The sequence below is a fragment of the Agrobacterium sp. 33MFTa1.1 genome (genome assembly GCF_004328495.1).
In the GTDB taxonomy this organism is placed as follows: Bacteria; Pseudomonadota; Alphaproteobacteria; order Rhizobiales; family Rhizobiaceae; genus Agrobacterium; species Agrobacterium pusense.
The window spans coordinates 1,219,390-1,244,492 of record NZ_CP036358.1 but is presented as its reverse complement, the minus strand read 5'-3'; the positions used below and the strand labels follow the sequence as shown (position 1 = coordinate 1,244,492).

Sequence of the window (25,103 nt, the reverse complement as noted above, 5' to 3'; positions counted from 1 at the left end):
CATGTTGCTGAAACACGAGTCTGGTTCTGAGAGGGAAGAAAGCCGCAGGGACGCAACCGAACAGGGGGATGAAATCCGTGGCCGGTCAAATCGAAACCAGACAGTTCAGAACGCTTTTCATTTCGGATGTTCATCTTGGTTCCAAGGCGGCCAAGACTGACTATCTGCTGGACTTCCTCAGACATCACGAGGCCGAAACGATCATTCTCGTCGGTGACATCGTCGACGGCTGGCGCCTGCGCCGCAGCTGGTACTGGCCGCAGGGTTGCAACGACGTGGTGCAAAAGCTGCTGCGCAAGGCCCGCAAGGGAACCCGCATCGTGTATATTCCCGGCAATCACGATGAATTCCTGCGGGAGTTCCCCGGCATGCATTTCGGCGGCATCGAAGTGGCCGAACGCATGATCCATGAGGCGGCCGACGGCAGGAAATATCTCATCATCCATGGCGACGAGTTCGACGTGGTGGTGCGCAACGCCCGCCTGCTCGCCTATCTCGGCGACTGGGCCTATGACGCAGCAATCGCCATCAATATCGCCATCGCCGCCGTACGCCGCCGCATCGGCCTGCCTTACTGGTCGTTTTCGGCCTGGGCCAAGCTGCAGGTGAAACACGCCGTCAACTTCATCGGTGAATTCCAGCGTGTGGTGGCGGATGAAGCCCGGCGCAACAATGTCGACGGCGTGATCTGTGGCCATATTCACCACGCCGTCATGGAAGACATGGACGGCATACGTTACATCAACACCGGCGACTGGGTGGAAAGCTGCACGGCGATTGCCGAGAACGCCGATGGCAGCTTCGAGCTGATCACCTGGATGCAGACGAGCGAAGTGGTCGCCGAGCAGACATCGGACGAAATGGAGCCGGTGAATATTCCGGGGCTGATTGGCAAGCACGCGGCGTGATTGGAGCGTTTGACGGGCGCTGATGGTAGGCTCACCTGTAAACGAGTGTTGGTTGAAATTGTAGCATCCGCATACCGTCATCCCGGCCCTGAGCCGGGATCCAGTGCGATCAAGTCTTTGATCGCGTAAGACTTATTTCTCACGGCGCAGACGCGCCGTGGCTGGATGCCGGATCAGGTCCGGCATGACGGAGGTGAGGCTTTAGAGGCTTCTCAGTAACCTTCCGGTGACGCACCGGAGAGAGGGTGCGAATGCAGCCTCTAGGCACCAACCCAGTCCGGACCCTTGGCGAGAGCTCTACCCCCACAATTCCGGCCGCCCCGGATAAACAAGCGAGCCTTCATAAACCAGCCCAGGCTCCCGATCCTCGGCCAAAAGCAGCGGGCCGTCGAGATCGGCAAAGGCCGTGCCCTGCGCGGCAAGCACGGCAGGTGCCATGCCCAACGAGGTGCCGAGCATGCAGCCGACCATGATGGTGAAACCGAGCCTTTCGGCCTCCGCCTTCATGACAAGCGCCTCTGTCAGGCCGCCGGTCTTGTCGAGCTTGATGTTGATCGCGTCGTAGCGGTCGCGCAGGCCGGTGAGGTCCTTGGTGGAATGCACGCTTTCATCGGCGCAGATCAGCACCGGATGGTCGATACGGGAGAGAATGGCGTCCTTGCCAGCGGGCAGGGGCTGTTCGATCAGCGATATCTTCAGCTCTGCCGCAAGCCTCAGATAATATTCGATATTGTCGTCGTTCCAGCCTTCGTTGGCATCGATGATGATGCGCGCCTCGGGTGCGGCTGCGCGGACGGCCCGCAGGCGGGCTTCATCGTCGGCTGTGCCGGTCTTGATCTTCAGAAGCGGACGTCCGGCGTTCTCTGCGGTCTTTGCGGCCATGGTCTCCGGGTCTGCAAGCGAAATCGTATAGGCTGTGACGAGCGGCTCTGCCTCCTGTCCGAGGACCTGCTCGGCGACGCTCTGGCCGCTCATCTTCGCCTCGAGATCCCAAAGCGCGCAATCCACCGCATTACGGGCCGCACCCGGTTCCATCGCCTGCTGCAACTCCTGCCGCGTCAGGCCTGCGGCGATCCGCTCCGCCATCGCCTCGATATCGGCAATGACGCCTTCGATGCTTTCGCCATATCGCGGATAGGGCACACATTCACCTCTGCCGGTGAAGGAACCATCGCGGATGGTGCACGTTACGACATCCGCATGCGTCCGGGTGCCGCGTGAAATGGTGAAGCTGCCAGCAACGGCGAAACGTTCTGTTGTGGCTTGAAGGTAACGGGGCATGTTTTTTCACTTCCGATTGGGCGTCAAATGACACATGACGCCAAATTTATCACGAATTGTCGGCTGCCACTGTGGCTTGCCGGAGGCCGAAACGTTATGAAACCTTTAAGAATCTCGTGACGGCTGCATTCGCTCGGAGCATTATGCAAGAACAGGACACACGGCAACAGGCGACCCCGGCCGCAATCACCGAAGACGGCACCGTCTCCGGCGGCGGCCTGCGCTATGTCATGAGCGGCTCCTGGCGCAACAGTAATCTCTCCGCCGTTTTACCTGATCTCGATAAGATCGAAAAAAGCAGACCCGCCGGCCCGGTGGAGATCGAGCTTTCCTCCGTCGAGTCCATCGATACGACCGGCGCCTGGATCATCCAGCGCCTGCGCAAGGACCTCGAGGCGAATGGTGCGACCGTCACGCTCAGCGGCAACGACCGTATCGAGCAGGTGATCGGGCAGCTGCCCGACAAGGCGGAGATGGAGGCGGAGCCGGTCGCGCGCGAGGGACTGGTGGAGCGCATCTTTTCTCCGATCGGCAAGGCCGTGGTCCAGAACGGCGCGGATTTCCTGGCGGGCATGTATATTCTGGGTTCGGCAGTGCGCGGTGCGCAGATGAAGCTCGGGCGCGGGCGCGGCGTCTCGCCGGCGGCAATCGTCAACCAGATCGACCATATGGGCGTGCGCGCCGTGCCGATCATCATGCTGATGTCGTTCCTGATCGGTGCCATCATCGCCCAGCAGGGCGCGTTCCAGCTCAGATATTTCGGGGCTGAGGTCTTCGTCGTCGATCTCGTCGGCATTCTCCAGCTGCGTGAAATCGGTGTGCTGCTGACTGCGATCATGATCGCCGGCCGCTCCGGCAGCGCCATCACCGCCGAAATTGGCTCCATGAAGATGCGCGAGGAAATCGACGCGCTGAAAGTGATTGGCCTCAATCCCGTGGGCGTGCTGGTGTTTCCGCGGCTGGTGGCGCTCACCATTGCGCTGCCGCTTCTGACCATTCTCGCCAATTTTGCCGCGCTTTTTGGTGCTGCCATCGTGGCGCTGCTTTATTCCGGCATCACTTTTGAGGTGTTCCTCTCGCGTCTGCATGGCGCGGTGGAGGAATCGACCATCGCAGCGGGTATGATCAAGGCGCCGTTCATGGCGCTCATCATCGGCATCGTCGCAGCGGTGGAGGGCATGAAAGTAGGCGGCTCGGCGGAATCGCTCGGCCAGCACGTCACCTCCTCGGTGGTGAAGTCGATCTTCGTCGTCATTCTGGTGGATGGTCTTTTTGCCATCTTCTACGCAGCCATCGATTTCTAGGGAGGGCGCGTTGGAAACACTGGACCAGAAACCGCAGCAGCAGACAAAGACCGGAAAAGACGGCCGCGAGGTGGTGCTTTCCGTCGAGGGCGTGACAGTCGGCTTTAACGGCCGGAACGTGCTGGAAGATCTCAATCTCGATGTCTATCGCGGCGAAATCCTGGGTTTCATCGGTCCCTCCGGGGCCGGAAAATCCGTGTTGATGCGCACGGTCCTGCGGCTTTTGCCACGGCAGGCGGGCACGATCAGCATTCTCGGCTCTGATTATGACAAGGCGGGCGAGGACGAGCGCATGAGGCTCGACCAGCGGCTTGGGGTGCTGTTCCAGCAGGGCGCGCTGTTTTCCGGCCTGACGGTGAAGGAAAACATCCAGCTGCCGATGCGCGAATATCTCGATCTGCCGAAGAAACTGATGGACGAGCTTGCCTATCTCAAGATCGAGATGGTGGGGCTGAAGCCCGATGCGGGCGACAAATACCCGTCGGAACTGTCAGGCGGCATGATCAAGCGCGCAGCGCTTGCCCGGGCGCTGTCGCTCGATCCCGACCTCGTCTTCCTTGATGAGCCGACATCCGGCCTCGATCCCATCGGGGCGGCGGAATTTGATATGCTGATCGCGCGGCTGCGCGATTCGCTCGGCCTGACCGTTTATATGGTGACGCACGATCTCGACAGCCTGTTCTCCGTCTGTGACCGCATTGCGGTTCTCGGCCAGAAGAAGGTGCTGGTGGAAGGGACGCTGCAGGACATGTTTGCCTGCGACGACCCGTGGGTGCAGTCCTATTTCCGCGGTAAACGGGCGCGCTCTGTCGTTCTTCCGGACGACAGGCAGGAACATCCGGTGGAGTAACGAGAAGCATGGAAACCAAGGCGAACTACACCATAGTCGGAATTTTCACGCTGATCGTGATCGCCGCTGCATTTGGCTTCGTTTACTGGATGGCGGAATTCGGCCGCGGTGGCCCGACAGCACAGCTTGTGGTGCGTATTCCGGGCTCCGCCAATGGCCTTTCGGTCGGCTCTCCGGTGCGTTTCAACGGTATTCCCGTCGGCACGGTGCGCGGGCTTGCAATCGACCGCGACGACCCGGCCTATTCCATCGCCTTTACAGAGGTACAGGCGGATGCGCCGGTTTTCCCTTCCACACGCGCCGTGCTTGAAATTCAGGGCCTGACCGGAGCGGCGTATATCGAGCTTTCCGGCGGCAACAAGGATGGCGAGCGCATTCTGCAGAAAGCCGTCGAAAGCGGTGTTCCGGCCGAGCTGACGGCCGATCTTTCCAGCGTCACCAACCTGCTTGCCACCGCCGACAAGATACTGAAGCGCGCCGATGGCGCCATCGGCGAATTGCAGGGCTTCGTGCAGGATGCGCGCGGCCCGCTGACGCAGACGGTTCGCAATGCCGAAAAATTCTCCGATGCGCTGGCGGCAAACTCCGATGGCATCAAGAATTTCATTGCCAGCCTCAGCTCGCTTTCCACCACCGTACAGTCGGTCTCGGTGCGCCTCGACGGCACGCTGAGCGCCATCGAAGATCTGGTGAAGGCAGTGGATGCTGGCAAGATCGATTCCATCCTGTCCAATGTCGACAAGGTGACGAAGGATGTCGCGTCGGCTTCGAGCGATATTCAGGGCATCATGGAAACGGTGCAGAGCACGGCGCGCAATTTCGAGGCGGCAAGCACGGAAGTGCAGACGGTCGTCAAGCGCGCGGATGAGCTTCTCGCCTCCGTCGATCCCGCCAAGGTGGGCACCGTGGTTGACGACGTTTCCTCTGCGACCGCCGATGCGCGCGATGCTGTCGCGAACTTCAAGCGGATCGCCGATGATGTGGGCGCACGGCGCGCCGATATCGATCAGGCGGTTTCCGATTTCACCGAGATGGGCCGCAAGCTGAACCTGGCCTCCAGCCGCGTTGATGGGATTCTCGCCAAGGTGGACGGCATGCTCGGCACTGACGACGCCAATTCGCTGTTTGCCAAGGCGCGTGAGACGCTCACCTCCTTCAAGGCGGTGGCCGACAATCTCAATGCCCGCATCGGGCCGATCGCCGACAATCTGACCCGCTTCTCAAGCTCGGGCCTGAAAGATTTCCAGGCATTGATCGGCAGCACGCGACAGACGGTGGACAATCTCAACAATGCCATCACCAATATCGACCGCGATCCGCAACGGTTGATTTTCGGCGGCGAAACCGTGAAACAATATGACGGCAGAACAAGGCGCTAAGAGGGGTATGGGCCAATGAGACTATCGATGAACGGCCAACGCCGCGCCCTCGTTCTGGCTCCGCTGCTTGCTGCAATGATGGCGGGCTGCGCGGGCGCGCCGAAGAACGATACGTTCGATCTCTCCGTCTCGCCGGCGGCGGTGACGCAGGGGCCGTCGCTGAAAAGCCGTCAGCTGCTGATTGCCGATCCGACCGCCCTGAAGGCGCTGGACAGCGAAAACATCGTGGTGCGGCTTTCGGGCTCGGAAGTGCAATATCTCGGCAATTCGCAGTGGAGCGACCGCCTGCCGCGTATGGTGCAATCCAAGCTCGTGGAAGCGTTCGAGGATACCGGCAAACTCGGCGGCGTCGGCCGGCCGGGGCAGGGGCTGGCGATCGATTATCAGGTCGTGAGCGATATCCGTGCCTTCGAGATCGATACGGCGAAGAACCTCGCCAATATCGAAATCTCGGTGAAGCTCCTCAACGACCGCAACGGCACGGTGAAGGCGCAGGAGGTGTTCCGTTCCAGCGCCCGCGTCAGCGGCTCAGGCAACGCCAATTTCGTGAAAGCACTCGACCAGGCCTTTGCCGCCGCGACGCGCGAGATTGTGGCCTGGACGCTGAAGTCTCTCTGACGGTTGGTCCGTGCAGGCGCGGTGCCGGCACGGACGCTATCGGTATTTTCCGATCGTTTCAGGCGGCGTCCTGCTGCGACTTCCATTCCGGCAGGGGGAAGACGCGGTCGTAGCTCCAGTTGAAGACAAAAGCATAGACCACGTAAAAAAGCGCGAAGGAGATATCCATCACCAGCGCGTGGGCAAGGCTGATATTCAGATACCAGGCGATGAAGGGCATCAGGACGATAAGCAGGCCGAGTTCGAACAGCACCGCGTGCCCGACCCGAATGGCGGGTGTCTTGAGCGTCGTGCCCTTCAGGCGCTGCATGGCGTGGTCGAAGCCGAGATTATAGACGTAATTCCAGATGGTCGCGAGCGTGGCGCTGACGAGGCCCACGACGCCGATATCCTCCATGGGCATGCCAAACAGCAATGCGCCGAGTGGAATGACCAGCAGAAGCCCGATGATCTCGAAACTGAGGGCGTGGCGGATACGATCTTGCAGGGAGCGCATTCTATTCTCCGGTTTGTGACCGGGCCGTCCCGCATGCTGTCGCCGATGTGGCCGAGGTCGTCCTCGCGCCTGGTCATATATAGCTTTCGGGCGGATTTTTCAAGCATGGGGGACTTGGGGAGTGTTCCGCCTGCTTCGTCTCGCCGCCGCGGAAGAAAAAACAGGCGGCGACGCGTTCATTCTTTCGACTGCAACAACGAAACCGTGATCGGAACAAGAACAGTGCATTTTCGTTATCGCTTACGGAAGGAGTCGTGCAATGCAGCAGAATTCCCTCGAAGGAAGAACGATCAAGGCCGCCAACCAGGCTAAGGTTTCGACTTACACGCCAAGCCTGATTTCCCTCAAGGGAAGTTACGTGGCGATGATATTTCGCAGACCGCTTTGCGGAAATCCGCTGGATCTGCGGAAGAAATAACAAAGCATGACCAGTTCTGGCGCGCCATTCGCATATCGAAACGACGACTACCGACGTTAAGTTTATAAGGTGTCTCTAAAGTGTGATTTTCAATCCGGTTCGTCTCCACCTAGACTGGAGATTGCCATAAAAGCGAAGGGAGAATGACATGAAATCAGTTCTCATTATCGCCGCTGTCTTTGGTTTTTCCGCCAGTGCAGCGCTTGCGGAATGCGCGGGTCATGAAAAGATCAACGCTTCCGTCCCTGCCGTCGACCGCGAATTCAAAACCGCAAGCATCGTTCCGCCGACGGAACCGGCTGACAAGCCCGTCGTCATCCTGAAAAAGACCGATCGCCTTCCCGCCGCGGCGGTTGCCACCACCGGCGAGCCCGAAGCCGCAATGCAACGCATGCAATAAGACAGAACCATGATCTCTTCATTCTGAAAATCCCGTGCTCGATGTGATCCGCACGGGATTTTTCATTGTCTGCTGCGTCGCGCCGCCGCCGTTTTGCAGCGTTTGAACGGCACCAGAAAGGCAGACAGCCTCAGCTGTCGAGCTTCAGCGACAATTGCCGCGGTCCTTCGCTCTTCTTGAGCACGTAAAGCGGCCGGGTGATGATGACCTCGGTGCGCCGCTGCAATTCGCGCCGGCGTTCCAGCGCGCGCTCGCGCATGTCACGGGAACGGGCCACGACGGTGAGGGCATTTTCTATGGTTGCGTCTGCTGTGTTCATCGCTGACCTCCATAATGTTCACTATATGTTCTCATTATTGGCCGCTTGTGTCAACACTAAGGCAGGCTGTCAGCGCCATTCCGACATTGCTGGGTAAACAGGGGCGTATCACGTGGCAGCGGGCGTGGGGCCCGGCACGGCTCCGCAAGGCGCATCATGCGCCTGCGGTGGAGGCGTTTAGCCTACGCCAGCCTGGGATCGGTGTGTGGGGATGGATATCAAGATTGCCCGGGCGCTGATCCGCCCCGGCGGCAGGGTGCATTCAGGAGTGGGGGCGTTGATCCGGCGCTGCGAGCGTCGATAACATATCGGTGAGATGTTCGCTGGCGAGCGCCACGATGGCGAGTGCGGCCTGCTGGCGGTTCCAGCCGGCATGTTCGGCTTTTTCAATGAGCCCCTGAATGGAGGGTTCCAGTGCGAACTGGCACTCGGCCTGATAGTCCATGGTGTCGATCGAAAGCGACGGGGAATTGATTGCGGCCCGCATCGTTTGGTCTCCCTGTTTTCCGTCATGTCCTTCAAACGCGAAACGCAAATTGGAACATGCACATTCAGAGGCCGGTGATACCGCATATGCCCCGCAGGGCCCGATATCACTGGCAGCGAATCCCCCAGCAGGCGGGAGTTAACGGCAAGTGCCCGTCGCTGTCAACGAATGCCCGGTAGCGATGAGGCGGGGATGCGCTTTTTCAGAGGCTTCGGTTGCGGAAGGGTTTTCGTCTCCAGATCAGCAGAGCCATGACATAAAGCGCGAAAAGGACGAACCATGTGACCGGAAGCACCATGAAAAGCGCCGCGAAAGCACAGCTTCCCTCGAAACAGGAGCCGAGGAGCCCGGAATCGGCAAGGGCTGCCGATAATAAAAACGCACATACCCCGCTCCCGACCGCGCCGAGGACGAACAGCAATATGGTGATGAGTAATCTCATAATCTCGATCATAGGGATGATTGAGACAGCTTTGCGGAAGTAACGTCACCGCAACGCCGAGAATCGCGCTTTCGTCCGCTTCATCGCAAGAATTTGAAGAGGCATCCCGGGATCGTTGGGTGCCTCGACGCAGTATGACTGAAAAACCGCCCGGGGGTTATGTCAATTTCCTTTCTGGGGCGCTGTTTTAATGTATATCTTGATTAAGAGCGGTATATTGTGTAATATATTGTGCAATATAAATATTATTTTGATAGATTTTAGAAAGTTAATGAGTATTTTTGATTCATAATTTTGTATCTAGGTTAGGCGATATATCCGATTTTTATTTCATTGATATTTTAGACATCACTTACTGGCAAGCGGCACGGGCTCACCATCCTGCGGCTGTGTCGCGAGGAAAGGATAGCAAATTTGTTCATTCTTTCATTCCCGGCTTGCCCGACCGGCAAGCTCTCGGGCCTTGTGGCCTGCGCCATCGTGCTGACAGGTTTCCTGACGCAGGCTTCCGCTCAGTCGCGCGCCTGCAACGACCCTACACCTGTCGGCAATCTCAACGAAATGTTCGATGCCATCTTCGCCTGCTGGGTGCCGCCGGAGGACACGGAGGGACTGGTGGTGACGCTGCAGTTCATTTTGCACAAGGACGGAAGGATAAGGGACAAGGTGGTGGTGATTGCCGCGCGCCCGCAGGAGGAAAGTCCAAGACGCAGGGCCTTCATCGAATCCGCCATCGAGGCGGTAAGGCGGGCGGCACCTGTTCCCTTTACCGAGCAGTTTGGAAGCCGTATCGCCGGCCGGCCGCTGGCGCCGCGTTTTGTCGGTGTAAAAGAGCCTGTGCCAACGCTGGAACTTTAGAGGAGGCCAGGCGAAAACACGCGACGCTTCGAGCGCTGGCGTCGTGACTGCCGCAGCAATTTTACTGCTATCGCGCGGAATGCCCGACCTAAGACGAGGCTTCCGAAGCTCACGCGATGCTTCAATCCGGCATCACAACGTCTTGTCACTATGGAGAAATTTGGTGGGTGATGTAGGGCTCGAACCTACGACCCGCTGATTAAGAGTCAGCTGCTCTACCAACTGAGCTAATCACCCGACCGGCACCGTGTGGCGGTGTGAGGGGGCGTATAAAGGGGAAGTTTGGGCTTGTCCAGCGCGTAAATGAAATTTCTTCGATTTTTGTGACGAAAAAATTTCGGCCGCGCTGGAAAAGCCTGGAAATCCGGTGTTTTACGGATTTTTTCTTTTCGTCATCCGCGCCTGAACGCCCGCCCGATAAAGATGAGGATGCAAGCGCCGATGAAGCCGGCGATCAAATATCCCAGCCAGCCGGTCAAAACGATTCCGAAGACCGAAAGGATGGCGTTGGCGATGATGGCGCCGACGATTCCGAGAAGGATGTTCATGAAAACACCCATATTGCTTTTCATGAATTGTTCGGCGAGCCACCCCGCGACGCCACCGATGATGATGGCTGCAATCCAGCCAATGCCAGCAGATTCCATGATTTCCTCCCATGTTTGCTGCACGATCAAAGGTGATGATTCGCGCGGGGAAAAGCAAGGTAAACTCCTGAAAACCTCGCTTCATGCGGGTGGTTTTCCGCGCTGCAGGCGCTAAATAGCCTGATGCGGTGCAAGAGATGAAAGGCGTGGATGTGCGGTTGATGTTTGGCGGATGGATGAGCGGCAGGCGAGTGCTTCACAAGCGGGCGGGCCGTGGCCGGCGGAGCGGCGGACTTGCCGCCTTTCTGGTCGCGATTTTTGCGCTTTTCAGCGTCTTGAGCGTTGCGCCTGTCTCGGCGCAGGAGGCGACGACGCCCACGGCGCCGGGCGCCATCCAGCCCTCGACCATCGAGCAGGCAAAAGCCGATCTGGAAAAATGGAAATCGGATCTGGCGTTTATTTCGGGACAGGTGGAGGCAGGCGGACGCGATGACGCCCAGCTTGTCGATCTCAAGGGGCGGGCGGACGGTATCGCCGCCGATGCTGCCGCAACCAACACCAAGCTTCGAGCGCGGCTGGACCAGATCAAAACCCGGCTGGATGCACTGGGTGCCGCGCCCGGCGAAGGGCAGCCTCCGGAAGCCGACATGGTGACGGACGAGCGTAACCGGCTGACGGCGGAACGCGGCGAAGTGAATGCCATGGCCGGCGAGGTGGAGGCCACGGCCAATAATGCCGCACAAATTTCCAACAATATAACAGCCGTCCGCCGGGCGCTGTTTGCCGCAACGCTGTTCAAGCGAACGGAAGTCTCCGCCGAGACGCTCGGTGATGCCTCGTCCGCCTTCCTGACGGAACTCACCAACCTCAACAATGCGTTCAGCAGCTGGGCAGCCTATGTATGGAATTACAAGCGGCTGCCGATGTTCGGGGCGGTGACGCTGTCGATCATGGCCGCATTGCTGTTTCTGGTTGGCGGCTACCGTCTTTTCGGCAGTCGTATGGAGCGGCGCGCCTTTACGGGGGCACCATCCTATTTGAGACGGCTATCGGTGGCCTTCTGGTCCACCATGGTGCAGTCGCTGTCGCTGTTCCTGTTTCTGCTCACGTCGGCGTTTTTCCTTGATAATTTCAACGTGTTGCGGTCCGACATCGCGCCGATCCTGTTCGGCGCCATGGCGGTCACGGGCTTCGTTTATTTCGTGTCGCGGCTGAGCTATGCGATCTTTGCGCCGACGCAGCCGGAATGGCGCCTGCTGAAGGTTTCCAATCGCGGCGCACATCAGCTGTCCTCGGCCGTGCTTTTGATGGCGCTGGTGAATGGTCTCGATTATCTGTTCGGCACCATCAGCGAGACGCTTTATTCGCCGCTTATCGTCACCGTTGCCAAGAGTTTCGTCGCCTCGATCATCATCGGTCTCATTCTGCTCGCCGTATCGTTCCTGAGGCCGGTGATCGGCGAGGGGCAGGATTATGAGACCGGCAACCAGCGCCTGCCGCGCTGGCTCGTCATTCTGCTGCGCATCGGCGGCCTCGTTCTCATCGGCGCGTGCCTGACGGGTTATGTCGGTCTTGCGCGCTTCCTCGCCACGCAGATCGTTGCGACAGGCGCGGTGCTGGCCACCATGTATATCGGCATTCTCTCAGGCAAGGCCATTTCCCGGCAGGGCGCCTTCGCCGAATCGCTCGTCGGCCGTTACCTTGCCCGCCGTTATGGCCTTGGACCCGTGCCGCTTGATCAGGCCGGGCTTGTGGCGGGGCTTGGCATCTATGCCGTGGCCTTGACCTTCGGTGTGCCGCTCATCCTGTTTTCCTGGGGCTTCCAGCCCGGCGATATAGAAAGCTGGGCTTATCGCCTGCTGACGGGCATCACCGTCGGCAATGCCTCGATCTCGCTGATCGGCATTTTCGGCGGCATTCTCGTCTTCGCCATCGGTTACATCATCACGCGCTGGTTCCAGAAGTGGCTGGACAGCAACGTCATGGCGCGCGGCCAGGTGGATGCCGGCGTGCGTAACTCCGTCAAAACAGGCATCGGATATCTCGGCATTGCGGTTGCGGCCATTTTCGGCGTGTCTTCCGCCGGCCTCAACCTCTCCAGCCTGGCGCTGGTCGCTTCCGCCCTTTCGGTCGGTATCGGTTTCGGCTTGCAGAATATCGTATCGAACTTCGTCTCCGGCCTCATCCTGCTGGTGGAGCGCCCCTTCAAGGTGGGCGACTGGGTGGTGACGGGAACGACCGAAGGCACGGTCAAGCGGCTTTCGGTGCGCGCAACGGAAATCGAGACCTTCCGCGGCCAATCGATCATCGTGCCGAATTCCGAATTCATCAATTCCTCCGTCGGTAACTGGACGCACCGCAACCGCATCATGCGCGCTGAAATCCCGGTCTCTGTTGCCTATGATTCCGATCCGCAGAGGGTCATGGACATTCTGCTTGAGCTGGTGCGCGCCCAGCCGCCGGTATTGCGCAATCCCGAGCCGCATGTGGAATTCCTCCGTTTCGGCGACTTTTCGCTGGATTTCGAACTGCGCTTCCATCTCGCAGACCTCTCGAATGGGCTTGCCGTGAAGAACTCCCTGAGGATCGCCATTCTCCAGCGCTTCCGCGAGGAGGGCATCGCCATCCCGTTCCCGCAGCGCAACCTCAACATCCACGTGGAAGGCGACGCCAATCCGCAGATGCTGGCAGCCCTGCTTTCGGAGGAGGGCGACAAGGCGGTGGTGGCCCATACGGGGGCAGCTGCGCCGGAGAAAGAGGCACCGAAAAACGACAAGGCGACAGAGCCGAAGGAGAAACCCGGCGCGAAAGCGTAGATCGCTGTTGATCGCGGACATTGAGTTCCGGCCAAGGGTGCTCGCCGCTTTTCCACTTCTCCTCGCCAGCGAGAAAGGTCGCGGCAGCGGGTTGAGGGGGCGCGCTCTGCGGAGTCCGGCAACGTTGCCCCTCATCCGATCCTTCGCGCCAGCTTCTCTCCGGCGGGAGAAGAAAAGAGCGGCAAAGCTGTGCAACGTTCGTCCGGCACGCTCCGCAATTTCTTCCCTGTCGCAGCACCCTATGGCCATGTCGCAATCAGGCGGCTGAACGACCCGCAAGCGCTTCATATTCCTCCCATCCAAAGCTGGCGGAATAAGGCAAGGCCGGCGCTTTTCAGGGGTTCTGTAAATGAAGACACATGCACGGGCGGTGGTGATCGGTGGCGGCGTCGTCGGCGTCTCGACGCTTTATCATCTGGCCAAGAAGGGCTGGAGCGACAGCGTGCTCATCGAGCGCAAGGAGCTGACCTCCGGTTCCACCTGGCACGCGGCCGGGCTTCTGCCGCTGTTCAACATGAGCTACTCGGTTGGCCAGATCCACAAATATTCCGTGAAGTTCTACGAGGAACTGCAGGAAGAGACCGGCATGAATGTCGGTTTCTCCAAGGTCTCCAACATCCGTCTCGCCCGCACCAAGGATCGCTGGGACGAATATATGTATTATGCCGGCATTGCCGAGACCATCGGCGTGCGCGTCAATATGCTGACGCCGGAGCAGGTGAAGGAGATCTGGCCGCTCTGCGAGACGGACGGCCTGCTCGGCGCCATCCAGCATCCTGATGACGGTTATATTCAGCCCGCCGATCTGACGCAGGCGCTGGCCAAGGGCGCGCGTGACCGCGGGGCGACCATCTATCGCAACACGACAGTCACCGCCATCGAGCAGCTTGAAGACGGTCACTGGAAGGTGACGACAGACAAGGGCGAGATCATCGCCGAGCACATCATCTCCTGCACGGGCTCCTTTGCCCGCAAGACCGGCGAGATGGTCGGCATCAACATTCCGGTCATTCCGGTCGAGCATCAATATATCGTCACCGAGCCGCATCCGGCCATTCAGGAACGCCGCCGCCAGGGCTTGCCGGAAATGGGCGTGCTGCGCGAATCCGACTCGGCCTGGTACATGCGTGAAGAGGCGGGCGGGCTGATCCTCGGTCCTTATGAAGTTGGCGCGCCGGTCTGTTATGTCGACGGTCCATCCGATGACAGCGAATATGAGCTGTTCCAGGAAGAACTCGATCGACTGATGCCGCATATCGAAACAGCCATGGTGCGCGTTCCGGCCTTCGGCGAAGTGGGCATCAAGAAGGTCTATAACGGCGCGATCGCCTATACGCCTGATGGCAATCCGATTGTCGGTCCTGCGCCGGGCCTGAAGAATTTCTGGCTGAACGAAGGCCATTCCTTCGGCATCACCGCCGCTGGTGGTGCTGGCTGGCAGCTGGCCGAATGGATCGTCGATGGCGAGCCGACGCTCGACCTGATGGGTGTCGATCCGCGCCGCTTCGGCCCTTACGCAACGGAAGGTTACCTCATCGCCAAGAACGAGGAAGCCTATGCCAACGTCTTCACCATGCATTACCCGGATGAAGAGCGCTCTGCCGCCCGTCCGCTGAAGACGACGCCGGTTTATGACCGTCTGAAGAAGCTCGGCGGCGTGTTCGGCTCCGTCTATGGCTGGGAGCGCGCCAACTGGTATGCGCCCGAAGGTTACGCGCTGCGTGAGGAAGACCTCGGCGTTGGCGCCGACGTCATCACCAGTCATAACCATGCACCGGCTCTGGATGACGGCCGTATCGTTGAGAAGTGGTCGTTCCGCCGCTCGAACTACTTCGAGCATGTCGGCAACGAAGTGAAGAACGTCCATCAGAATGTCGGCGTGCTCGATATGTCTGCCTTCGCGAAGATGGAGGTTTCCGGCCCCGGCGCGCGTGCCTGGCTCGACAGCATTCTCGCCAACGCGGTGCCGAAGAAGCGAGGCCGCATCGCGCTCACCCATCTTCTGACGCCGAATGGCGGCGTGAAGGCGGAGTTCACGGTCTATGAATGGGCGCCGGGCCGCTTCTACATGGTTTCGGCCGGTGGTCTCGAAGCGCATGACCATGACGTGCTACTCCGCCTGGCGCCGACCGATGGCTCGGTCGTGCTGCAGCCGATCACCCAGAAATACGGCGTGCTGGTTCTAGCCGGTCCGAAATCGCGTGATCTCCTGAAGAAGCTGACCCGCACCAGCCTTGAGAACAAGGACTTCCCCTGGCTCACCGGCAAGCAGATTTCCGTCGGCGTTGCGACGGCGCATGCGCTGCGCGTCAACTTCGTGGGTGAACTTGGCTGGGAGTTGCATCACCCGATCGAGATGCAGAACTACATCTTCGACCGGCTGATGGAAGCCGGTGCCGAATTCGGCATCAAGCCTTTCGGTATCCGCGCCATGGTTTCCATGTCGCTCGAAAAGTCCTATCGCAATATGGGCCGCGAGCTTTCGGTGGAATACAATGCCTATGAATCGGGTCTCGACCGTTTCCTGCGCCCGGAGAAGAGCTTCATCGGCCGCGACGCACTGGTGGCCTACAAGGAGGCGGGCCTGAAGTCGGTCTTCTCGACGCTCACCGTGTCGGGCAATACGGATGTCGATGCGCGCGGTTCGGAAGCGATCTTCGATGAAAACGGCGCACTTGCAGGGCGCGCGACGAGCGGCGGTTTCGGCTGGCGTCTTGGCAAGTCGATCGCGCTCGCCATGCTCAAGCCGGAATATGCCGCAGTCGGCACCAAGCTGAAGATCCGTATTCTCGGCACCTCCTATGACGCCGAAGTGGTGGAAGAAAGCCCCTTCGACACCGACAACGCGCTTCTGCGCGCATAAGACCAAAATCCCCTCCCAAAGTCGGAATACGGCCCCTCGCGGGCCGTATTTCCGTTTAAGTAAGCATGTGCTCAACTGATGCGTCAGGAAAAGTGCTATTAATCATTCTGAAAAATGAGCCTGCTATCTTCCGCTGACATACGATGGGGGATCGGGGCAGAATGAATTTCCTGGGCATCACGGGCATGCAATATTCGGGCGTGCCTTTTACCAATAACCGCATTTTACTGGCGGAAGACAGCAACGTGTTTACCCAGATGGTGAGCAGGCGGCTCAACGAGATGCTGGGCGTTACCGTGGAAGTATGCCGCTCCTTCGAGGAATTGCAGGCCTGCTACGAACATTCTTCCGAGCCGGTGACGCTCGCCATTTCCAACATCAACCTGCCGGGCGCGGAAAAGGGCGAAGCGCTGGAATATCTGATCGATCTATCGATCCCGACCATCGTTTTCACCAGCACCTTTCACGAGGCGACGCGTGAAACGCTGATCGCCAAGGACGTGGTGGATTATATTCTGAAAGACAATATCTTCGCCGTGGATATGCTGACGGAATCCGTCTGTCGCTTCCTCACCAACCACCGCCATCATGTGCTGATCGTTGACGACAGCCCGACGGCGCGGGCGCTGCTTTCGAGCCGTCTCAAGCGTTATAATTTCCGCGTCAGCCTGGCAGACAGCGGTGCGAAGGCGCTCGATATTCTAAGGGCCAATCCCGATATCGGCCTCGTCGTCACCGACTATAACATGCCCGACATTGACGGTTTCGAGCTGACGCGGCGCATCCGCACCGTGCGCGGCTCCCATGAACTGCGCATCATCGGTGTTTCCTCCTCCACCAACCGTCTGCTGTCGGCGCGTTTCCTGAAGGCTGGCGGCAATGATTTCATGCTGCGGCCCTTCATTGATGAAGAGTTCTATTGCCGCGTCAACCAGAACCTCGATACGCTGGTGCAGATACAGCTGGCGAAGTCCGGGGTGCGGCCGGCTGCGTAAGCCGGACGCTCGTCTTCAAAGCTGAGATTCAAGCGGCAGGAAACGCATGATGCCGGCGATGAGGCGGCGGCCGATAGCGGCGTCTGGCTCGCGCCGGTAGGTCTTGGTACGGCCCTGTTCCTCCGTCGTCCAGACGATGCGGTTGCTGCTGTCGATCTCCAGTTCAAAGCTCATCGTGCGGCGGATTTCCTCGGCGAATATTTCGTCCATGCAAGCGACCAGCGGCGGCGATGTGAAGACCACGCCCATCTCCGTATTGAGAGAGGCCGAGCGCGGATCGAAATTCAGCGAGCCGATATAACCTGTCATGCCGTCACGCGTGAATGCCTTGGTGTGCAGGCTCGCCTGTCCGGAACCGCGCAGGGTGAAGTTCGGCTGGTCCACCTGCGAACGCAGCTCGTGCAGGCGTACGCCGCCCGAGAGAAGCGGCTTGCGATAGCGGGCATATCCGGCGTGAACGGCGGCCACATCCGTTGCCGCCAGCGAATTGGTGAGGATGGCCAGCGATACGCCCCGTTCGGCAATATCAAGGAAAATCTCAACGCCCTGTTTGCCGGGAATGAAGTAAGGGGATGTGACGTGCAGGCTGTCGCTTGCCGCCTGCAGCAGGGGCAGCAGGCTTTCCATCAGGAAGTTGTGGCCCTTCCGCCGCTTGCCTGCCGCTTTTTCCGGAGGATCGGCAAGCACATCCACGGAATCCACCCAGTGCATGCGGTCCGACATCAGGAAATGATCTCGGTCATACTGGCTTTCAACGCGCTCCAGATAAGGTTTTGCGGCTTCGCTTTTTGGCAGGGCGTCCAGCTCGCGCCGTAATCTTGCGAGTTTGCTCGGCCTGCGCGCCAGAAGCGAGCGAACGGGGACGGAAACGGCGCTGTTCCAGTAATCATCGAAGATTTCCGTTGCGTCGGCCACGACGTCACCGAAGCCGAGAATATCGAAATCGTGGAAATTCGCCCGTTCGGCCGCATCGAAATAGGCGTCGCCGATATTTCGACCGCCAACGATCACCGCGCGGCCATCGGCAATCCAGGCCTTGTTATGCATGCGGCGATTGACACTGCGAAAGCGCAGCAAAAGTTCCATGCCGCGATGGAGCATGTTCTCCCGCGCCCGGGTGGGGTTGAACAGGCGAAGTTCGATGTTGGGATGGCTGTCGATGGCGTGGAAAATTCGGTCTGACATGGAGACGCCGAGATCATCGAGCAGCAGCCGTACCCGCACGCCGCGATCGGCCGCCGTGATGACCTCGCGCATCATCAGCCGTCCCGTCAGGTCCGCATTCCACATGTAATACATGAGATCGAGGCTACGCCCGGCCGCGCGCGCCGCCGCGACGCGCACCGCAAATGCATCGAGATTGGAATGTAGCAGGCACAGCGCATTCTTTTCGCTCCAGCCGTTCTTTATGGTCTGCCAGTGCCGATCAAGCACGGTTTCGTCCTCAGTGACGGGCAGGGCGGCGGAGGGGCGTTTGGGAATGGATTTTTCCCGCTGTTTACCGATGACGACAAACAGGCTCGGCCCGACGAGCAGCAGAAGAATGATGATGAAGACCGTAAATGCAGTCACTTTTTTTGATCGCTCCCGGCCTGGAGAGTATCAGGCGGGATGGAAACGCGCGAGGGAATAAAGCGTTCATTTCGGTTCGGCGGCAGTACGAAAAACCGGTACAGGCGCGACAACGGGCTTGCGAAACACATAAGTGCGTGCTTATGTGTGTTTATGACAGAGAACGATATATTCCGGGCACTGGCCGATCCCACGCGCCGTGCCATTTTCGAAAAGCTGGCGGATGGTGCCATGAATGCCTCTGCCCTGCGCGAAGGGATCGAGATCAGTCAGCCGGCCATGTCGCAGCATCTTTCGGTTCTTCGCGGCGCCGGGCTAGTGGTTGAAAGACGGCAGGGCCGTTTCGTCAATTACGAGGTCGATCCGGAGGGGCTGACACGCATTGCTGCGTGGCTCGGCAAATATCGCGCCTACTGGCCACAGCGCATTGAGGCTCTCAAACTCCTGCTGAAGGATATGGACCAATGAACAGGGATGCAGCGGAAGCGACGAAAAACGGCATTGAACTTGAATATGATCTGGACGAGCCGCCGCAAAAGGTCTGGCGCGCCATCAGCATTGCAGCGTTCCGTGAAAACTGGCTGCCGAACGAGGCTCTGGCGGAACCTGACGCGATCGACATCAAACCCGGCGAGGAAGTGCGCTACCGGCTGCGCGAAGACATTCCACCATTTCTGGAAAGCACCGTAACCTTCAGGATCGCGGCCAATGCCGAGGGCGGCACCAGCCTTCGCATCATTCATGAACTGCCCACAAATACCGGCCGGACGATGAAGGCCGCTGTAAACCACAACGGCCCGCCGATCAAGCTCGCCGCCTGATCCCACTCGTTTCCCGACATTTCCAAACACAGGAGTTCGCCGATGCGCGAAGTGATGCAACTCGTCCCTATGGTCGTCGAACAATCATCAAGGGGAGAAAGATCTTTCGACATTTATTCGCGCCTGCTGCGGGAAAGGATCATCTTTCTCAATGGCGAGGTCAACGATGCAGTTTCAGCGCTCGTCTGCGCGCAATTACTGTTTCTCGAAGCGGAAAACCCGAAGAAGCCGATCCATCTTTATATCAATTCTCCGGGTGGCGTCGTGACGAGCGGTCTGGCGATGTATGATACGATGCATTACATCCGCGCCCCGGTTCACACACTCTGTATGGGCACGGCCCGTTCCATGGGATCGTTCCTGCTAATGGCAGGCGAACCGGGCGAGCGCACAGCACTTCCCAATGCCAGCATCCACATTCATCAACCGCTGGGCGGTTTCCAGGGACAGGCATCGGACATGCTGATCCACGCCGAGGAGATGCAGCAGACCAAGCACCGCATGACGCGGCTTTACGCCGAACATTGCAAACAGAGTTATGAGAAATTCGAAGCGGCCATGGATAGGGATTTTTTCATGACGGCGGAGCAAGCGTTGGAATGGGGTCTGATCGACCGCGTTCTGGGCGTTCGTGAGGATATCGCGGCGTAGTGCCGGGTACTATCCGCAAGATGTTGTTTCCATATCAACACAAAAGGCAGCGCCAATGCGCTGCCTTTCAAAGGTCTATCCGGATGATCAAATATCCAGATTATCTGCAAAAGCCGCCCGCTCCTGAATGAAGCGGAAACGGGCATCGGCCTTGGTGCCCATCAGATTGTCGACAGCCTCGCGCGTGCCCTCGAAGTCCACGTCATCGATCTCGACGCGCAGCAGGGTGCGCTTTTCGGGGTCCATGGTGGTTTCCTTGAGCTGGGCCGCCATCATTTCACCGAGGCCTTTAAAGCGGCCCACTTCGACCTTTTTGCCCTTGAAGACGGTTTCCATCAGCTCGGCGCGGTGGGCGTCGTCGCGGGCATAGGCGGATTTCGCGCCCTGACGGATGACGTAGAGCGGCGGCACTGCCAGATAGAGGTGGTTGCCGCGAATGAGTTCCGGCATTTCCTGATAGAAGAAGGTGATGAGCAACGAGGCGATATGGGCGCCGTCGACGTCGGCATCGGTCATGATGATGATGCGCTCATAACGCAAATCTTCTTCGCGGTACTTGGTGCGGGTGCCGCAGCCGAGCGCCTGGATGAGATCGGCGATCTGCTGGTTGGCGGAAAGCTTTTCGCGGCTGGCACTGCCGACGTTGAGGATTTTACCACGCAGCGGCAGAATGGCCTGATTGGCGCGGTTGCGCGCCTGTTTGGCCGAGCCGCCAGCCGAGTCACCCTCGACAATGAAAAGTTCGGCGCCTTCGGCCGTGTTCTGGGAGCAATCCGCCAGTTTGCCGGGCAGACGCAGCTTGCGCACGGCGGTCTTGCGGTTGACTTCCTTTTCCTTGCGGCGGCGCATACGCTCTTCCGAGCGCTCGATGACCCAGTCGAGCAGCTTTGCCGCCTCGGCCGGGTTGCCGGTCAGATAGTGGTCAAATGGGTCGCGCAGCGCGTTTTCGACGATGCGCTGGGCTTCGACGGTGGCGAGCTTGTCCTTTGTCTGGCCGACGAATTCCGGCTCGCGGATGAAGACGGAGAGCATGCCGGCAGCCGAAATCATCACGTCATCGGTGGTGATGTCCTTGGCGCGCTTGTTCTGCGTCAGGTCGGCATAGTTCTTCAGACCCTTGGTGAGCGCGATGCGCAGGCCGGCCTCATGCGTGCCGCCTTCGGGTGTGGGAATGGTGTTGCAATAGGAATGGATCTGCGTGTCGCCGCCATACCAGGTGACGGCCCATTCCAGCGCGCCGTGGCCGCCGGTCTTTTCGGTGCGGCCAGAAAAAATCTCGCGCGTGACGGTGAATTCCTTGCCGAGCGTGGCGGCCAGATAATCCTTCAGGCCGCCCGGGAAATGGAACACCGCCTTTTCGGGGATTTCTCCATCGGCCGGCACCATGCCGGGATCGCAGCTCCAGCGGATTTCGACGCCGCCGAAGAGATAGGCTTTGGAGCGGGCCATGCGGAAGATGCGGGCCGGTTCGAATTTCGCGTGATCGCCGAAGATTTGCGGATCGGGATGGAAACGCACGCGGGTGCCGCGGCGATTATGCACGTCGCCAAGCTCTTCCAGCGGACCGATCGGCAGGCCACGCGAAAAACGCTGGCGGTAAAGCTTGCGGTTTCGCGCCACTTCCACTTCGAGAAGATCGGAGAGCGCATTCACCACGGAGACGCCGACGCCGTGCAGGCCGCCAGAGGTCTCGTAGGCCTTACCGTCGAACTTGCCGCCGGCATGCAGCTTGGTCATGATGACTTCGAGCGTCGATTTGCCCGGAACCTGCGGGTGGTTCTCCACGGGAATGCCGCGGCCGTTATCGGTGACCGTCAGGAAGCCTTCGGCATCGAGATGAACCTCGATGAAATTGGCGTGACCGGCGACGGCCTCGTCCATGGAGTTGTCGATGACTTCGGCGAAGAGGTGGTGCAGCGCCTTCTCGTCCGTGCCGCCGATATACATTCCGGGACGCATGCGCACCGGCTCGAGGCCCTCAAGCACGCGGATCGATGATGCGCCGTAGTCGTCACCGGCTGGAGACGCGGGCGGCGGAGGGGCAGACGACGCGACGGGGGCCGCGGCTGCAACGGCTGCGGGTTTCTGCTGCACGTTCACATTGGCAGCAGAGGTCGCCGGGGCCTTCGCGGGCTTCGCCGCGTCCTCGTTCGTGTCCGTGTCGCTGTTTCGTGCCGCCGGAAGACCGGAGAAGAGATCGTTGCTGTCGTCCATCATGTCCAAAGTTCAAAAGCGTGTGTCAGAATTTCGCCATGCGAATCATTTTGCCATCAGCGTCAATATACCGCCAAATGTGGTTCCCGTCCGATTGAACCGGGTCCGCCTGGGCGAGAGCGGCGCATCCTATGCCACGATTGTGTCAGGGTTTCGCAACAGGAGGATTGCGCTGCCGGCCTTGCGGTGGCAAGTCTCGCAGCCACGAATGAACGGTTAGCCAAGGCATGTCCACAGCTCATTTCACGTTTTGTACTCTTTTCAGCCTGACTGTGGCGGCCATGCCCGTCGCAGCCTCCGCCGCCGACGGGCCGCTGCGGCCTTTCAAGGACGAGTTGTTTTCCGCGCAGACGGTGCTTTCCACTGGCGATGGCGGCGCATCCGAAGTCATCGACTACAAGGAGATGCGCGACATCAACGGCCGCGACGAGGTGCCGGAGCGGCGGGTGAAGCGGCAATATGTGGATATGGCGCCGAAGAAGGTGCAGGCACTGGAAACCGTGACGTTCGCGGGCAGGGCGCTTGAGGTCGGCCGCGTCGGCCCGGCCAGCGGGCAGGCGTTCACCGTCATCTTCATCCACGGGCGCGGCGGTGACCGGCGGCTTGGCATGAACGACTATACGTTCGGCGGAAATTTCAACCGGCTGAAGAATCTGGCCGTCGCCAATGGCGGCACCTATTACGTGCCGAGTGTTCGTTCCTTCGATGAGAACGGCGTTGCCGACATTGCGGCGCTGATTGCCGACGCGGCCAGAAAATCCGGCGGCAAGCCTGTCATATTGACCTGCGCCTCAATGGGCAGTTTCATCTGCTATGGCATTAGCCGCGACAAGGCAGCCGTTGCCAATCTCAAGGGAATGGCGATCCTGGGTGGCGCGGTCGATCCCGATTTTCCGAAAAGCGCTTTCGCGAAGGCGAAGAAGCCGGTCTGGTTTACCCATGGCAGCGCCGACAAGGTTTATTCGGCCGATCAGCAGGCGACGATCTTCCGCACGTTGTTGAAGGCTGGGGAGCCCGCGCGGTTCACGCGTTACGAGACCGGAAGCCACGGCACGCCGGTGCGAATGACCGACTGGCGGGCGGTTCTGAACTGGATTTTGAGCCGATAAGGGATCGCGGCGGGCTCGGTCACGACAAATTTTGCCAGATTTGCCGCTGGTTTTAACCCTTGGGCCGCTTTTTTGTACCAATTGCTGCCCGCTGCGGTTAAAGGAATATCCGGGAAATTGCGGCAGAGCTTCTGTCGTGATCAAGGGCCGTCAGCGGCTGAGGGATAGGGCGCCGCCAGGGCTGCGCCCCGAGACAAAGGGAATGGGATACGCATGACGCCGAATGTTCGACCGCTTGTTGCCGGAAACTGGAAGATGAACGGCACGCGTGCCTCGCTCGACCAGATCAAGGCCATGGCAGAGGGTGTCAAGGGCGCGCTGTCCGGGAAGGTGGATGCGCTGATCTGCCCGCCTTCAACGCTGCTTTATGTCGCGACCGCGCTCTGTGACGACAGCCCGCTGATGATCGGCGCGCAGGATTGCCACCAGAACGCCTCCGGTGCCCATACTGGCGATATTTCCGCCGAGATGATTGCCGACTGCTTCGGCACCCACGTCATCGTTGGTCACTCCGAGCGCCGCACCGACCATGCCGAGACCGACCATCTGGTTCGCGCCAAGGCATCTGCCGCCCATGCGGCCGATCTCATCGCCATTGTCTGCATTGGCGAAACGGCCGATGAGCGCAAGGCGGGCCAGACGCTCGATATTTTGAAGCGCCAGCTTGCCGGCTCGCTGCCGGATGAGGCAACGGCGGAAAATACCGTTATCGCTTATGAACCCGTCTGGGCGATTGGCACCGGCCTTACGCCGACGGTGGACGATGTGCGCGAGGCTCATGCCTTCATGCGCGACGAGCTCGTCAAGCGCTTCGGCGATGCCGGAAAGACCATACGCATCCTTTATGGTGGATCGGTAAAGCCGGCCAATGCGCTGGAGTTGATGGGCGTTGAAAACGTCGATGGCGCGCTGATTGGTGGCGCGAGCTTGAAAGCGTCGGACTTCCTGTCCATCTATGCGGCATATGAGCGACTGACGGCCTGAATGAGGCTTTCCTGAAAGAGTATCGGGAAAGGGGCTTGGAATAAGCCTTCGCCTCATGTAAAGAGCCGCAAAACCTTCTTTATGGTGCTCCGCGCGGGGCATGGAATGGATTGTCATGCAGACCGTTTTGATTGTTATTCACCTCATGATCGTGCTGGCGCTTGTCGGCGTGGTCCTGATCCAGCGTTCCGAAGGCGGCGGCCTCGGTATCGGCGGCGGTTCGGGCTTCATGTCCGCGCGCGGAACGGCCAATGCCCTGACGCGCACCACCGCGATCCTTGCGGCGCTGTTCTTTGCAACGTCGCTCGGCCTTGGTCTTCTGACCCGTTACGAATCGCGTCCGACCGATATCCTGAACCGTATTCCGGCCACGCAGGGCCAAGGCAACGGCATTCTCGACACGCTCGGCCCGTCGACGACGCCTTCGACGCCGGCTCCGGCTGAAAATGGTGTTCCGACCAATAACGGTGCTGCTGCTCCCGCACAGACCACACCGGCTCCGGCCGCTTCCGGCACGGCCGCTCCGGCCCCGGCGCAGCCCGCCGATCCGAACGCAGTTCCGACCGGTCAATAAGCCCGGTTCTGACTTAACGCTCCGGCAGGCCAAAAGCCTGCCGGTTTTCTTTTGTTCGCATTCCGGCCAGTTGAATTGTGAATTCGTCAACAGCGAATTTGCAACAGCATGAAATTTGGGCTGGCGGAATCAGAGGTAAAAAGGTATCCGGTGAATC

General features: G+C 59.6%; 25 protein-coding genes and 1 tRNA gene. 17 read left to right on the top strand and 9 right to left on the bottom strand.

Annotated features, from left to right (window positions below; all coding sequences use genetic code 11):
• Positions 1–68: 68 nt before the first annotated feature.
• The gene (locus EYD00_RS06295; RefSeq protein WP_006697377.1) at positions 69–908 is read left to right on the top strand and encodes a UDP-2,3-diacylglucosamine diphosphatase; all 840 of its coding nucleotides are present in this window, start codon (positions 69–71) and stop codon (positions 906–908) included.
• A gap of 297 nt (positions 909–1,205) precedes the next feature.
• On the opposite strand, the gene dgcA is transcribed toward EYD00_RS06295, so the two are convergent.
• Complete coding sequence (dgcA, locus tag EYD00_RS06290) at positions 1,206–2,189, bottom strand: N-acetyl-D-Glu racemase DgcA (RefSeq protein WP_004442032.1); 984 nt, start codon at positions 2,187–2,189, stop codon at positions 1,206–1,208.
• Between the two features lie 143 nt (positions 2,190–2,332).
• Here dgcA and EYD00_RS06285 point away from each other — a divergent pair, with 143 nt between their 5' ends.
• From EYD00_RS06285 to EYD00_RS06270, 4 genes are read left to right on the top strand one after another with little or no spacing between them, the layout of a single operon-like run.
• Positions 2,333–3,493, top strand: a complete 1,161-nt coding sequence (locus tag EYD00_RS06285; RefSeq protein ID WP_004442030.1) for an ABC transporter permease — start codon at positions 2,333–2,335, stop codon at positions 3,491–3,493.
• 10 nt (positions 3,494–3,503) lie between these two features.
• A complete protein-coding gene (locus EYD00_RS06280) occupies positions 3,504–4,343 on the top strand; it encodes an ABC transporter ATP-binding protein (protein WP_004442028.1) in 840 nt (279 codons plus the stop codon).
• Between the two features lie 8 nt (positions 4,344–4,351).
• A complete protein-coding gene (locus EYD00_RS06275) occupies positions 4,352–5,722 on the top strand; it encodes an MlaD family protein (RefSeq protein ID WP_004442026.1) in 1,371 nt (456 codons plus the stop codon).
• A 15-nt stretch (positions 5,723–5,737) separates the two neighbouring features.
• Entirely contained in the window at positions 5,738–6,340 is a 603-nt protein-coding gene (locus EYD00_RS06270; RefSeq protein ID WP_034498940.1) for an ABC-type transport auxiliary lipoprotein family protein, read from the top strand.
• A gap of 58 nt (positions 6,341–6,398) precedes the next feature.
• Here EYD00_RS06270 and EYD00_RS06265 read toward each other — a convergent pair whose 3' ends face one another.
• Positions 6,399–6,836 (bottom strand): PACE efflux transporter, encoded by a 438-nt coding sequence (locus tag EYD00_RS06265; RefSeq protein ID WP_004442023.1) that lies wholly within the window; start codon positions 6,834–6,836, stop codon positions 6,399–6,401.
• 259 nt (positions 6,837–7,095) lie between these two features.
• Between EYD00_RS06265 and EYD00_RS25875 the strand changes: the two genes are divergently transcribed.
• Together EYD00_RS25875 and EYD00_RS06255 are read left to right on the top strand one after the other, a co-directional pair.
• Positions 7,096–7,254 carry a hypothetical protein gene (locus EYD00_RS25875; RefSeq protein ID WP_004442022.1) on the top strand — a complete coding sequence of 53 codons (159 nt, stop codon included), beginning with the start codon at positions 7,096–7,098 and terminating at the stop codon, positions 7,252–7,254.
• Between the two features lie 148 nt (positions 7,255–7,402).
• On the top strand, positions 7,403–7,654 hold the full coding sequence (locus EYD00_RS06255) for a hypothetical protein (protein ID WP_004442021.1): 252 nt from the start codon (positions 7,403–7,405) through the stop codon (positions 7,652–7,654).
• Positions 7,655–7,784: 130 nt separating this feature from the next.
• On the opposite strand, the gene EYD00_RS06250 is transcribed toward EYD00_RS06255, so the two are convergent.
• From EYD00_RS06250 to EYD00_RS06240, 3 genes are all read right to left on the bottom strand, one after another.
• Entirely contained in the window at positions 7,785–7,973 is a 189-nt protein-coding gene (locus EYD00_RS06250) for a hypothetical protein (RefSeq protein WP_004442020.1), read from the bottom strand.
• A gap of 262 nt (positions 7,974–8,235) precedes the next feature.
• Positions 8,236–8,460 (bottom strand): hypothetical protein, encoded by a 225-nt coding sequence (locus EYD00_RS06245; protein ID WP_004442019.1) that lies wholly within the window; start codon positions 8,458–8,460, stop codon positions 8,236–8,238.
• 202 nt (positions 8,461–8,662) lie between these two features.
• The gene (locus EYD00_RS06240; RefSeq protein WP_004442017.1) at positions 8,663–8,914 is read right to left on the bottom strand and encodes a hypothetical protein; all 252 of its coding nucleotides are present in this window, start codon (positions 8,912–8,914) and stop codon (positions 8,663–8,665) included.
• A 402-nt stretch (positions 8,915–9,316) separates the two neighbouring features.
• On the opposite strand from EYD00_RS06240, the gene tolA reads away from it, so the two are divergent.
• Entirely contained in the window at positions 9,317–9,760 is a 444-nt protein-coding gene (gene tolA / locus EYD00_RS06235) for a cell envelope integrity protein TolA (protein ID WP_004442015.1), read from the top strand.
• A gap of 161 nt (positions 9,761–9,921) precedes the next feature.
• Here tolA and EYD00_RS06230 read toward each other — a convergent pair.
• Both EYD00_RS06230 and EYD00_RS06225 read right to left on the bottom strand, forming a co-directional pair.
• Positions 9,922–9,997, bottom strand: a tRNA-Lys gene (locus EYD00_RS06230).
• Between the two features lie 155 nt (positions 9,998–10,152).
• A complete protein-coding gene (locus EYD00_RS06225; protein ID WP_004442014.1) occupies positions 10,153–10,407 on the bottom strand; it encodes a GlsB/YeaQ/YmgE family stress response membrane protein in 255 nt (84 codons plus the stop codon).
• 137 nt (positions 10,408–10,544) lie between these two features.
• On the opposite strand from EYD00_RS06225, the gene EYD00_RS06220 reads away from it, so the two are divergent.
• The 3 genes from EYD00_RS06220 to EYD00_RS06210 all read left to right on the top strand — a co-directional run bounded on the left by EYD00_RS06220 (position 10,545) and on the right by EYD00_RS06210 (position 17,021).
• Positions 10,545–13,163, top strand: coding sequence for a mechanosensitive ion channel family protein (locus EYD00_RS06220; protein ID WP_034498936.1), 2,619 nt, complete (start codon positions 10,545–10,547; stop codon positions 13,161–13,163).
• Positions 13,164–13,512: 349 nt separating this feature from the next.
• Entirely contained in the window at positions 13,513–16,026 is a 2,514-nt protein-coding gene (locus tag EYD00_RS06215; RefSeq protein WP_004442011.1) for a GcvT family protein, read from the top strand.
• 161 nt (positions 16,027–16,187) lie between these two features.
• Positions 16,188–17,021 (top strand): response regulator, encoded by an 834-nt coding sequence (locus EYD00_RS06210; protein WP_004442009.1) that lies wholly within the window; start codon positions 16,188–16,190, stop codon positions 17,019–17,021.
• Between the two features lie 15 nt (positions 17,022–17,036).
• On the opposite strand, the gene EYD00_RS06205 is transcribed toward EYD00_RS06210, so the two are convergent.
• Entirely contained in the window at positions 17,037–18,593 is a 1,557-nt protein-coding gene (locus tag EYD00_RS06205; protein WP_004442008.1) for a phospholipase D family protein, read from the bottom strand.
• Positions 18,594–18,746: 153 nt separating this feature from the next.
• Between EYD00_RS06205 and EYD00_RS06200 the strand changes: the two genes are divergently transcribed.
• Genes EYD00_RS06200 through EYD00_RS06190 form a run of 3 tightly spaced genes read left to right on the top strand, consistent with a single transcriptional unit; the run spans position 18,747 to position 20,065 of the window.
• Positions 18,747–19,061: an ArsR/SmtB family transcription factor gene (locus EYD00_RS06200; protein WP_006697387.1), complete on the top strand. Its 315-nt coding sequence runs from the start codon at positions 18,747–18,749 to the stop codon at positions 19,059–19,061.
• Entirely contained in the window at positions 19,058–19,414 is a 357-nt protein-coding gene (locus EYD00_RS06195; RefSeq protein ID WP_004442005.1) for an SRPBCC family protein, read from the top strand. The genes EYD00_RS06200 and EYD00_RS06195 overlap by 4 nt, the downstream gene beginning before the upstream one ends.
• Positions 19,415–19,456: 42 nt before the next feature.
• Positions 19,457–20,065 (top strand): ATP-dependent Clp protease proteolytic subunit, encoded by a 609-nt coding sequence (locus EYD00_RS06190; RefSeq protein WP_004442004.1) that lies wholly within the window; start codon positions 19,457–19,459, stop codon positions 20,063–20,065.
• A gap of 87 nt (positions 20,066–20,152) precedes the next feature.
• Here the strand turns inward: EYD00_RS06190 and parE are convergent, their stop codons facing one another.
• A complete protein-coding gene (gene parE / locus EYD00_RS06185; RefSeq protein WP_034498930.1) occupies positions 20,153–22,282 on the bottom strand; it encodes a DNA topoisomerase IV subunit B in 2,130 nt (709 codons plus the stop codon).
• 224 nt (positions 22,283–22,506) lie between these two features.
• Between parE and EYD00_RS06180 the strand changes: the two genes are divergently transcribed.
• The 3 genes from EYD00_RS06180 (at position 22,507) to secG (ending at position 24,946) form a co-directional block, all read left to right on the top strand.
• Positions 22,507–23,388 carry a dienelactone hydrolase family protein gene (locus tag EYD00_RS06180; protein WP_034498928.1) on the top strand — a complete coding sequence of 294 codons (882 nt, stop codon included), beginning with the start codon at positions 22,507–22,509 and terminating at the stop codon, positions 23,386–23,388.
• Positions 23,389–23,601: 213 nt separating this feature from the next.
• Entirely contained in the window at positions 23,602–24,372 is a 771-nt protein-coding gene (tpiA, locus tag EYD00_RS06175) for a triose-phosphate isomerase (protein ID WP_004442001.1), read from the top strand.
• 115 nt (positions 24,373–24,487) lie between these two features.
• On the top strand, positions 24,488–24,946 hold the full coding sequence (gene secG, locus EYD00_RS06170; protein WP_004442000.1) for a preprotein translocase subunit SecG: 459 nt from the start codon (positions 24,488–24,490) through the stop codon (positions 24,944–24,946).
• Positions 24,947–25,103: the final 157 nt, after the last annotated feature.